At 49.2% G+C, this 10275-nt stretch carries 12 protein-coding genes; 4 read left to right on the top strand and 8 right to left on the bottom strand.

Going from position 1 to position 10275, the window contains the following annotated elements; all coding sequences use genetic code 11:
* A partial coding sequence (locus AC1WIP_RS06165) for a hypothetical protein (protein ID WP_481141014.1) occupies nt 1-218 on the top strand: 218 nt, incomplete at its 5' end.
* Nucleotides 219-297: 79 nt separating this feature from the next.
* On the opposite strand, the gene AC1WIP_RS06170 is transcribed toward AC1WIP_RS06165, so the two are convergent.
* Genes AC1WIP_RS06170 through AC1WIP_RS06190 form a run of 5 tightly spaced genes read right to left on the bottom strand, consistent with a single transcriptional unit; the run spans nt 298 to nt 6480 of the window.
* Nucleotides 298-927, bottom strand: coding sequence for a DUF4340 domain-containing protein (locus AC1WIP_RS06170; RefSeq protein ID WP_481141015.1), 630 nt, complete (start codon nt 925-927; stop codon nt 298-300).
* The gene (locus AC1WIP_RS06175) at nt 927-3038 is read right to left on the bottom strand and encodes an ABC transporter permease (RefSeq protein ID WP_481141016.1); all 2112 of its coding nucleotides are present in this window, start codon (nt 3036-3038) and stop codon (nt 927-929) included. Before AC1WIP_RS06175 ends, AC1WIP_RS06170 begins: the two co-directional genes overlap by 1 nt.
* 1 nt (nt 3039) lies before the next feature.
* Nucleotides 3040-4116, bottom strand: a complete 1077-nt coding sequence (locus AC1WIP_RS06180; protein ID WP_481141017.1) for an ABC transporter ATP-binding protein — start codon at nt 4114-4116, stop codon at nt 3040-3042.
* A gap of 24 nt (nt 4117-4140) precedes the next feature.
* Complete coding sequence (locus AC1WIP_RS06185; RefSeq protein ID WP_481141018.1) at nt 4141-5067, bottom strand: hypothetical protein; 927 nt, start codon at nt 5065-5067, stop codon at nt 4141-4143.
* Nucleotides 5068-5085: 18 nt separating this feature from the next.
* Nucleotides 5086-6480, bottom strand: a complete 1395-nt coding sequence (locus tag AC1WIP_RS06190; RefSeq protein ID WP_481141019.1) for an MFS transporter — start codon at nt 6478-6480, stop codon at nt 5086-5088.
* A 147-nt stretch (nt 6481-6627) separates the two neighbouring features.
* On the opposite strand from AC1WIP_RS06190, the gene AC1WIP_RS06195 reads away from it, so the two are divergent.
* The 3 genes from AC1WIP_RS06195 to AC1WIP_RS06205 are packed head-to-tail and all read left to right on the top strand — an operon-like array spanning nt 6628 to nt 8515.
* The gene (locus AC1WIP_RS06195) at nt 6628-7008 is read left to right on the top strand and encodes a GntR family transcriptional regulator (RefSeq protein WP_481141021.1); all 381 of its coding nucleotides are present in this window, start codon (nt 6628-6630) and stop codon (nt 7006-7008) included.
* Nucleotides 7005-7853, top strand: coding sequence for an ATP-binding cassette domain-containing protein (locus tag AC1WIP_RS06200; protein ID WP_481141022.1), 849 nt, complete (start codon nt 7005-7007; stop codon nt 7851-7853). The genes AC1WIP_RS06195 and AC1WIP_RS06200 overlap by 4 nt, the downstream gene beginning before the upstream one ends.
* On the top strand, nt 7850-8515 hold the full coding sequence (locus AC1WIP_RS06205) for an ABC-2 transporter permease (protein WP_481141023.1): 666 nt from the start codon (nt 7850-7852) through the stop codon (nt 8513-8515). The genes AC1WIP_RS06200 and AC1WIP_RS06205 overlap by 4 nt, the downstream gene beginning before the upstream one ends.
* Before the next feature lie 5 nt (nt 8516-8520).
* Here AC1WIP_RS06205 and AC1WIP_RS06210 read toward each other — a convergent pair whose 3' ends face one another.
* The 3 genes from AC1WIP_RS06210 to AC1WIP_RS06220 form a co-directional block, all read right to left on the bottom strand.
* Nucleotides 8521-9183 carry an ABC transporter ATP-binding protein gene (locus AC1WIP_RS06210; protein WP_481141026.1) on the bottom strand — a complete coding sequence of 221 codons (663 nt, stop codon included), beginning with the start codon at nt 9181-9183 and terminating at the stop codon, nt 8521-8523.
* A 65-nt stretch (nt 9184-9248) separates the two neighbouring features.
* On the bottom strand, nt 9249-9716 hold the full coding sequence (locus AC1WIP_RS06215; RefSeq protein ID WP_481141024.1) for a hypothetical protein: 468 nt from the start codon (nt 9714-9716) through the stop codon (nt 9249-9251).
* Nucleotides 9717-9728: 12 nt separating this feature from the next.
* The coding region (locus AC1WIP_RS06220) for an ABC transporter permease (protein WP_481141025.1) at nt 9729-10275 on the bottom strand (547 nt) is incomplete at its 5' end.

Raw genomic sequence — 10275 nt, forward strand, 5'->3', positions numbered from 1 at the left:
GACTTGCTGTCATTCTTCTTTTTTTTGCTGTAAAATGTGTCTTGGAAAAAACGGACAGGGGAAATTGGCTTGCCGGTAAAATGCCGGAAATGCCGGAAGTATTTGAAACTATTATCCCTTATGCCCTCTGCAGCGTGCTTTGCGCTATTATGATATCCGTCTTTTCTCTTGCTTATGGGGTTACGGAGCTGCTTTTTATCCCAGAGCAAAAAGATTAAAATGCAGAACCGCCAGTTCCGGAAAATGCCGGTTCTGGCGGTTCTTGATTATTGACTTTTTACAGCCCTCTAAAATTTGTTATTCTTCAGTCAGAGTTTCCTGGGTTTCTGCGGCCGTTTCCGTTTCAGCCACAGTCTCTTGGGTTTCCTCTGCCGTTTCCGTCTCCGTGCTCTCTTCCTCCTCTTCCACCAGTTCCTCCAGCGTTCTGTTAAAACGGTTTACCGTCAGCGCCGGAACCACATACACCGTGGTCTCCGACGGCCTGCACAGATAGTAAACACTGGACACATCGTTGAAATCTCCCACATAGAAAATATAGCTTTCCGAAGCAGTCTCAAAGGATATGGTGCGGGCGGGCTGTGCCAGTCCATACTGTGACATATCTGTCACATTTTCAATAACCTGCTCAGCAACCAGCGGCGCCACGTCTGTAATCATGGAGTTTACGCTGGTCTGCACCAGATTCAGGGAGTGATCCTCCGCCGCATACCAGGTATCCTCCTCCTTTTCAAAGGTGTAGGTCACATCCTCATAATCGTAGGAAAATCTTACGATATCCTCTACGGCGATATCCACAACAGTGACTCCTGTTTCCTCCTGGGGCTCTTCGCTCTGCATCTGATTGTACTGTCTGATCCCCAAAAAGCCTGCTGCCAGGACCACCAGAATTGCCAAAAGCACAAGCATCTGTATTTTTTGTTTCTTCATCAGCGTTTTCTCCTTCTAAACCAGATTACAAAGCCTGCTGCCAGACAGCCTACGGGAAGCACAATGGTGGTCACCAGTCCGATTAACACTGCGTCGGACTGATTCACCGTCAGATAAGATACCTGATAGCTCTTCACGGGAATGGAAACGCTTACCTCATGATCCACAAAGCCGCCCACTGTGTTTACAAACATCATCTGATTGGCTCCGCTGACCATAACATTTGCGTCATCGGTAAACAGCTGGTCACAGCTGTATGCCACCATGGTTGCTTCCCCCTCCTCCAGGGCTTTGACGGCTTCCACGCCTATGCCAAAGGGTCCGTCGATATCCTCTTCACTCTTTTCAAAGCTTTCCATATTTGTGATATCCACCTTGGAATAAGCGCTTTCGGAGGTGGACAGGAAGGTGGTATAGGTCATGCCCTCCGCTTCCTCATCTGCAATGAGGATTCCCTGGGAATAGGGAGCAAAAATATAGTAGTTTCCGTAAATTCCGGAGGTGTAGGTATCTGCGCTCACATCAGGCAGCAGATAATAAGGGCTTCTGTAATAATAATTCTGATCCTGTTCCACTACCAGGCCATCCGCAATGCTCATTCCCATGTATTCCAAAAGAGCGTCTCGGTTTGGCATTTCACTTCCCGTATAGCCTGTGATGAGGATAACCTTTCCGCCGCTTTCCAGATAGCTGATCACCTTATCGGCATCATCCCCGGAAAGATCGCTCTGGGGCCCGTTTATAATCAGGCAGGCCGTATCATCGGGTACTGTGTCATAATCCATTAGATTGATGGTCTCATATTCCACATTTTCCTTGGTAAGGGCGTCGGTAAAGCTGCTGCTTAGACTGTATTCCCCATGTCCCTCCGTCAGGTATACCTTGGGCAGATCATCGGAAAGCACGTAGTCTAAAGCGCTGGTGATCTGTCCCTCTCCGTCATACCCTGTTGTGGTGCTGGTATAGGTGGAATAGTCAAAGCTGCTTTCATAAATATCGCTGTAATCGATCACCCTGTTTCTCTTGTCGCTGACCACAATCAGGCTGTTAATGGAGATGGCGCTGTCCGTATACTGGGTGTGGAATCTGGGGTTCACGGTGGGATCCACATACTCCACCGTAATATGATCGGAGAGATCGTCATACCGCTGCAGCGTCTGCCCCAGGGTGGTGTCCTGATTGTCCTCATTTACGATCACGTAAATGGTCACGTCCTCCTGCATATTGTTTACAAATTCCTTTGTCTGGTCTGTCAGGGAATACAGCTTTTCACTTGTCAGGTCAATGGCCGTCCAGGTGGAAGGCATCTCCCCGATCACAAGATTGGCTGCTGCCACAACGGCGATGGCAAGGGCAATCATTCCTGTACTGTATGCGCTGAAGCTTAAATTTTTTACAGATACGCTGTAGCGTCTCTTTTGAATGGACTGCACGGTGAGAAACAGCACCAGCGCTGTCAGAGACACAAAGTATACAATAGAGCCTATATTCAGCGTCCCCTCCAAAAGATTGGCAAAGGGCGTATACATATCAAAGCAGCCAAGCAGTCTGGTAAGGAGGTTTCCCGTGGAAGAAATAATGCTGCAGATAGAGGACATCATATACCCCAAAAACAGCACTGCAAAGCTCAATACTGCCGCAATCACCTGGCTTTCCGTCAGGGATGAAATAAACACGCCGATGGCGATAGAGGCTGTTCCAAACAGGAAAAATGCCAAAATGGAAAGGTAGGCCTCTCCCATAGGCACGCTTCCATAGCTTGCCATGATCAGGGGATACACGCAGGCAATCAGCGTAGGAATCAAAAAGATCGTGACCAGGGCCAGAAACTTGCCCATGACAACGGCGCCCACGGACACCGGCACCGTGAGAATCAGCTGATCCGTTTTGCTTCTCTTTTCCTCCGCCAAAATGCGCATAGTCAGGATAGGCACACTGAGCATAAAAAGAAAAATCACGCTGGATACGGAATAAGCAAAATAGGGGTAGCCGTTTAAAAGGTTATAAACGGTAAAATACAGTCCCAGGAAAAACAGGGTGACCGCGATAAACAGCAGACCGATAAAGGATCGGAAATAGGATTTTAATTCTCTTTTATAAATCGCAAGCATATTATTCCTCCTCCTTTTGTGCTTCGGACGCAGCGTCTGCTTCTTGTTTCTGGTTCTCTTCTATATCCTCTTTTGGTTCCTCTTTTTTGCGCTTCGGGCGGCCTTTTCCTGCAAACAGCCGCTTTTTTTCCGGCTCCGAGGCCTTCGCATCCTCCGTCAGCTCCAGGAAAATATCCTCCAGCGACTTCTCAAGGTGGGTCATTTCCATAATGGGAAGTCTGGCGTCCGCCAGCGCATAAAATACTTCCTCTCTGATATCCGTATTTTCCTTGGAAACAATTTTTATCCTTACGCAGCCGTCCTTCTGTGCTTCCAGCTGTTCCATATGGTCTACATTTGCAACCTGAGCCAAGGCTTCCTGCAGCCGCTTCTCATCTCCCTTAACCATAAGCTTAAGCTCCATGGCTCCGCTCATAAGCCGCTGCAGCCCATCCGGCGAATCGCTGGCCACCAGCTTACCGTGGGCTATGATCATGATATGGTCGCATACGGCGCTGACCTCGGACAAGATGTGAGAGCTTAAAATAATGGTATGGTTTTCTCCAAGCCTGCGGATTAAATCCCGGATCTCTATGATCTGTTTGGGGTCCAGTCCCACCGTGGGCTCATCCAGAATAATAACCTCGGGATACCCTAAAATTGCCTGGGCAAGCCCCACCCTCTGGCGATAGCCCTTAGAAAGGTTCTTAATCAGACGGTTTTTCATATCCGTAATCTGGGTCATTTCCATGACCTCACCGATCTGCTTTGCCCGCTCCTTTTTGGGAACCTTCTTCAGCTCCGCCGCAAAGTCCAGATACTCCTGCACTGTCATTTCCGTGTATAGAGGCGGCAGCTCCGGCAGATACCCAATATTTCTCTTGGCCGCCTCCGGTTCCTTCTGAATATCCCTGCCATCTATGGTCACAGTGCCCTCCGTAGCCGCCAGATAACCTGTAAGAATATTCATTGTGGTGGTCTTTCCGGCGCCATTGGGCCCAAGAAAACCGTAAATCTGCCCCTTTTCTACCCGAAAAGAGAGGTGATCTACGGCTATATGATCGCCATATTTTTTTGTGAGATTTGATACTTCAATCATTTTCTGCCTCCCGGATGTAGTATTTCATGAAGAACATTCTAGGGGGTAATTGTCATGGAAAAGTGAAGCCTTTGTGAAAGTTTTGTGAACTGTCAGGGACATGGTACATTCCCCGGCCTCGGCGGTGAGGCACAAAAACAGCCGGGAAAAAGGAATTTCCCGGAAGATAAATTCCCCCTGGCCGGACTGGAATTCAAAGAGCACTCCGTCCACATACAAGGCTGCCTTCTTCTGGCTGCTGTAAACCGTAATGGAAAAATTGCCGTCCTTCTCCCGCCTTAGGCTCTCCAGACTGATGTAGACAAAGGGTTCTGTGCTCCAGCGGGCCTTATAGCGGTAAAAAAGCGCTGTTGGGATGCCTCCCTGTAAAAGCATATGGGCCTTTGCTTCCTCTCCTTTTCCAAGCACCCACACCACAAGTCCCAGCTCTTCGCAGAGCTCATAAAAGAAGGAGGGCTGCTTCCCCGGGCTTTCAATGCTTACCGTATTAGCTCCCATCTGCACAAAAAGAGAAAGCTCCTTTTGTGCTTCCTCTCTGGAGCAGGCTGCCTCATACCGCACCGTCTTACGGCAAAAGGGCTCCCCGTTGAGATACCAGCCTTTTCCCAAAACCTCCCGAAAGCTTCGAATGGGAAACCAAAAGGAAATTTTGTCCAGCACTCCCCTTTCCCCAGGTCCCACCAGAAAGATTTCCGCCCGGTAAAGATACGCATCCTCCGGTCCCCGCCATAGATGAGGATGCAGCAGCAAGGTTCGAAGCAGCTCTTCCTCCCCCACACACTGCCTTCCCTCCAAAACCAGCATATCCTTTTTGTCATAGACCAGAATCCTGAAAAACGCTCCCGGCACTTCCTCTGTCACACAAAGCTTCCATTCCAATATGGCCTTCCCCGGCTCCAGGGTACAATAAACCTCTGCGCCTGCTCCAGGCGCTTTTTTGTCAAAACCCATTTTCTTTTTCCTGCTTTCTTACAAGGATTCCCTGTTTCTCTTTTCCCGCAAGGCGGCGGCGTTTTCCTCCACCTCCTTTTTCCCAAGAGGATACCAAAACTGCATGATCAGAAAAATCAAAAGATAGCAGATTCCCGGTATCAGAGTTGCCACTGAATAGATTCTGTCTGAAACCTCCGCAGTCTGGGCCGGAGCCTCGGACACATAGCCGATGGCCGTCAGGGCAAAGCCGCCCACACCGCCCGCCAGAGCCTGCCCCAGCTTCCTTGCAAAGGAATACACCGCATACACAGTGCCGTCCTCCCGCTTTCCGGTGGCCACCTCCTGATAATCAATAATATCTGTGATAAAAGCCCAGGTAATCATGTTAAACAGCCCCGTACCCAGCATTCCGAAAAATACCAGCAAGGTAAATACCGGGATGCTCCTGATGCGCAAAAAGAAAATCAACAGATAAACGATGCCCGCCAAGAGCATGCCAAAGGCTCCCGCCTCCTTTTTTCCGTAGTTTGTGGTGATTTTGGAGATAAAAGGGGCAAGCAGAAGCATTCCTCCGATGCTGACCAGATTCAGCACGGACACTGCCCTGGCGTTTTTGAAATAATCTAAAAATAAATAATTGTTCATGGTCTGTGCCAGTAAAGTGGCAAGCAAAAGAATCAACGCGGAACACACCACCGCCAAAAGAGGCCTGTTTTTTGCCAGACTTTTCAAAAGGGCTCCTATCCCCTCTTTTTTCTCTTCCTCCTTTTTGGCAAAGGTCACCCTCTCCCTGCACAGCATGTAGCAGAGCACATAACAGATCACGGAAAGCACTCCGAATATCACCGCAGTGAGAGTGAACCTCACGGGAATCACAATCTGGTTTCCTGCATCATCCGTCTCATAGATAAACAAAGGAACCAGCACCCCGATGACCAGACTGGCAAGGCTGGCTCCCAGACTGCGGTAGGTGGAAAGAGAGGCTCTCTCCCCCGCATCCGCACTGATCACTGAGGCCATGGAGCCGTAAGGTATATTGATGGCGGTATAGCAGAAGCTGCTCCACAAAAGATAAGTGATTACCACATATGTCATTTTTGCGCCGTAGGGCCAATCCCGGACCACATACACATACATAATGGTGCTGGCCACAGCTACGGGAACGCACATTCTCCGGATCCAGGGGCGGAACCGCCCATCCTTTGCCGGCTCCATGGTATCCACAATCCGTCCCATGGTCACATCGGTGAAGGCGTCCACCACCCTGGCAGCCAAAAACAAAAGTCCCACCGCAAAGCCGCTCAGTCCCAGCACCTTGGTATAAAATACCATGAGATAGCTGCTGGCAAAGATAAAGCTGAAGTCATTTCCAAAATCGCCGAAAAGATAGCCCAATTTATCCCGAAGTCCGAAAGGACGCTTGTTTTCCATGATTTCCTCCGTTCTCAAAGCTGAAGCAAATATTTTTCATCAGCTTTACTGTTCCCTTTCCCTCAAAAATTATTCTGAACAAACAGTATAAAACAGTTGACAACAGTTATATGCTGTTATATACTGTTTGTACAAAGGAGTGGCGCCATGAATTTAATTATTAATAATTCCTCCATGCAGCCCATCTATGAGCAGATTGTTTCACAGATCAAGCAGATGATTCTGCAGGGAGATCTGAAGGAACAACAGCCCCTTGCTTCCGTCCGTACCCTGGCAAAGGATTTAAAGGTCAGTGCCCTGACCGTAAAAAAAGCCTATGATGCTCTGGAGGAGGAAGGCTTCATCATCACCGTGCACGGAAAGGGAAGCTTTGTGGCCTGCAATGGCCAGGGTCTGATGGAGGAGGAAAGAAAGAAGGAAGTGGAAAGGGATCTGGAGGCTGCTGTCCGTAAGGGGAAAGCCTATGGAATGAGCGGCAGTGAGCTTACGGAATTGTTCCATCTCATTTTGGAGGATCAGGAAGTATGATTTCTTTTGAAAATGTAAAAAAGACCTACGGAAATTTTACCATGCACTGCACCATGGAGGTGAAGCCAGGCCGTATCACCGGACTGATCGGGCCAAACGGCGCCGGAAAGACCACCGCCTTTAAGGCTGTACTGAATTTAATTTCTATCGACAGCGGAACCCTGACGGTATTGGGAAAGCCCTCCGGCCAGCTGACTGCCCAGGACATGGAAAAAATAGGGGCGGTGCTTTCCGACTCAGGCTTTTGCGGATACCTGACCGTGGGAGACCTGATTCCAGTCCTGAAAAATTTCTATGAGGAGTTTTCCGTGCAGAATTTTCAGGAAAACTGCCAGAAGCTGGGACTGCCGCTGGACAAAAAAATAAAGGAGTTTTCCTCCGGCACGAAGGCCAAGCTGAAGGTACTGGCAGCCATATCCCACAACCCACAGCTTTTGATTTTAGATGAGCCCACCGCCGGACTGGACGTACTGGCAAGAGACAGCCTCCTGCAAATGCTCAGAGAATATATGGAGCAGGAGGACCGCTCCATTTTGATCAGCTCCCATATTTCCAGCGATCTGGAGGGACTGTGCGATGATGTGTATCTGATTGATCAGGGGAAAATTCTCCTGCATGAGGAGACGGATGTGCTGTTAAGCGATTACGCCATTTTGAAGGTGACGCCGGAGCAATACGCTTCTTTAGACCAGTCCCATCTTCTGCGCAGATCAAGGGAGGCTTACGGCTTCTGCCTTCTGACGGATCAAAAGCAGTTTTATCTGAAAAAATATCCCTCTCTTGTGATAGAACGGGGCGGCATTGACGAAGTGATTACTATGATGATTCGAGGTGAAAAATTATGAAGGGTTTGAAGGGTTTATTGATTAAGGACTATAAACTAGTAAAGAATCAAAAACAATTTCTGCTGATGATACTCTGCTTCTGTGTGTTGTTTCTGGTCATTTACAAGGACTCCCTGTTCGTCATCAGCTACGCCGCTATCTTATTTACCATATTGGCCATAAGCACCCTGTCCTATGACGAATACGAAAACGGGATGTCCTTTCTCTTTACGCTGCCTTTTGGCCGCAATACCTATGTGGTGGAAAAATATCTGTTTGGCATGCTGGGGACAGTGCTGGCAGTCCTGTTTTCCTCCGCCCTGGAAATGGTATCCATGCTGGTAAGAGGCGTCCCCATTCCGCTAAAGGAGCTTTCCCTGAACGCCCTTGCAAGCCTGCTTCTTTCCCTTTTGGTTTTATCCGTGTCCATTCCCGTACATTTAAAATTTGGCGTGGAAAGAAGCCGTGTGGCCCTTCTTCTTACCTTCGGCATCCTGTTCGCAGCAGGCTATGGCGCTGTATATCTCTGTGGAAGGCTGGGTCTGGATACAGCGGCCCTTCTGGAGCAGGTTCTTCATGCAGGGCTTCCGGTTCTGGGAATCTGTGTGCTTATTCTCTGCGGGGTTTTCATGGCTCTCTCCTGCCTCATTTCCACCCATATTTTAAAGAGGCGGCAGTTTTAGGCAGGCTATTCATAGAGCTGCCCGTCGATGATCCTTACGATTCTTTTGGCTGATTGGGCCACCCCCAGATCATGTGTGATCATGACGATGGTATTGCCCATTTCATTCAGCTCCCCAAACAGCTTAAGCACGTCCCTGCCGCTGTTTTGATCCAGGGCTCCGGTGGGCTCATCTGCCAGCAGAATGGCAGGCTTTCCCACCAGGGCCCTTGCGATGGAAACTCTCTGCTTCTGGCCTCCCGACAGCTCGCTTGGTCTGTGCCCAATCCTGTGATCCAGTCCCAAAAGCTTTATGGTGTTCTCGCACTGCTCCTGTGCTTCCTTATGATTCATTCCCCGCATCAGTAGAGGCATAATGATATTCTGCATCACATTGTAGGTGGGAATCAGCTGATAGTTTTGAAAAATAAAACCGATTTTACGGTTTCTCACCTCTGTGAGAGCCTCCTCGTCTGTCTCATGAATGGCCATTCCATCCAGATAATATTCTCCGCTGTCCATCACATCCATACAGCCGATAATGTTCATCAGCGTGGTCTTACCAGAACCGGAGGGGCCCAAAATAGCCACATATTCCCCCTTTTCCACTGAAAAATTGATATTCTTCAAGATAGGAAGCTTTTCCTCCCCCAGCATATATCCCTTATTGATCGCCTTCATTGCAATCATGCTCATATTTTTCCTCCCTTTTGCGCCGCCCTTTGTTTCCTGCTTTTGTGGCTTTGGCAGATATCCTACAAAATATAAACCCTTACAATGACAACGTCCTCCCCGTCCGCCTGCGTAATCAGGGCAACATTGTCCCCCGCAGCCAGTCTGGAAAAGGTTGTAACGGTGCCCAATCTTGTAACCACCTCTGTGCCCACGGGAATCAGCGCCGTCTGCTCCTGCTGCTGGGCCTCTTCCTGTTGGTCCTCTTCCTGCTGCCCGGTTTCCTCCCCAGTCTCTCTGTAGGTGATCTCATTTCCCTTCACGCCTGTAAGGGTAGCATATACGATCTCCTGTCCGGACTGGGCTGTCACCTCCACGGCTGTCTGTTCAGGCTGTATTTCCATCTTTCTTCCCCAGCCTATATACCAGGCCGCCCCAATCAAAAGCGCTGCGGCGGCCACCGCTGCCAGCCTCCTTTTTCTGCGGTTTTTCTGGCGCTTTTTCTCACGGGCCAGACGCTCCTGTTCCCTGATAATGGTTTTCTCGTCCATAAGATACCCCCTTTATTCCTGATTCAGCGCCACCACAGGAACCAGACGGGACGCCTTGTAGGCTGGATAAAACCCAAAAATACTTCCTGTGAGCACGCCAAACAATAAGGACAGTACGGCTCCGCTTAAGGAAAGAGACACTCTCACGGAAAAGCTCTCCACAAGAGGCGTGATTCCCAGGGAAAGCAGCACTCCCACCACTGCGCCGATCAGGCTGATACAGCTTGCCTCCAGCAGAAATTCCAAAAGAATGTCCTTTCGTGAGCAGCCCAGTGCCTTCAGGATACCAATTTCATTGGTTCTTTCCTTTACGGATACAAAAAGCACGTTCATAATGCCGATACCGCCCACCACAAAAACAATCACCGCCATGGAAATCAAAAGAAGGGTTAAGGTCTCATTGGATGCGGACGCTGCCTCCATCTTGCTTCCTGCGTCGGAAATGGTAAACTCCGCATTGGGATAGCTGTCCGCCAGAACCGTTTCTATGTTGGTGATAACGGTTTCCACCTGATTTACATCCTCTGCAATCACTGTGATGGCAGGACTGATATTATCC

The sequence above is a fragment of the Acetatifactor sp. genome (assembly GCF_982438285.1).

Coding starts and splice junctions, on each gene's coding strand:
- AC1WIP_RS06170 (WP_481141015.1), bottom strand. CDS start 927: ATGAAGAAACAAAAAATACAGATGCTTGTGCTTTTGGCAATTCTGGTG.
- AC1WIP_RS06175 (WP_481141016.1), bottom strand. CDS start 3,038: ATGCTTGCGATTTATAAAAGAGAATTAAAATCCTATTTCCGATCCTTT.
- AC1WIP_RS06180 (WP_481141017.1), bottom strand. CDS start 4,116: ATGATTGAAGTATCAAATCTCACAAAAAAATATGGCGATCATATAGCC.
- AC1WIP_RS06185 (WP_481141018.1), bottom strand. CDS start 5,067: ATGGGTTTTGACAAAAAAGCGCCTGGAGCAGGCGCAGAGGTTTATTGT.
- AC1WIP_RS06190 (WP_481141019.1), bottom strand. CDS start 6,480: ATGGAAAACAAGCGTCCTTTCGGACTTCGGGATAAATTGGGCTATCTT.
- AC1WIP_RS06195 (WP_481141021.1), top strand. CDS start 6,628: ATGAATTTAATTATTAATAATTCCTCCATGCAGCCCATCTATGAGCAG.
- AC1WIP_RS06200 (WP_481141022.1), top strand. CDS start 7,005: ATGATTTCTTTTGAAAATGTAAAAAAGACCTACGGAAATTTTACCATG.
- AC1WIP_RS06205 (WP_481141023.1), top strand. CDS start 7,850: ATGAAGGGTTTGAAGGGTTTATTGATTAAGGACTATAAACTAGTAAAG.
- AC1WIP_RS06210 (WP_481141026.1), bottom strand. CDS start 9,183: ATGATTGCAATGAAGGCGATCAATAAGGGATATATGCTGGGGGAGGAA.
- AC1WIP_RS06215 (WP_481141024.1), bottom strand. CDS start 9,716: ATGGACGAGAAAACCATTATCAGGGAACAGGAGCGTCTGGCCCGTGAG.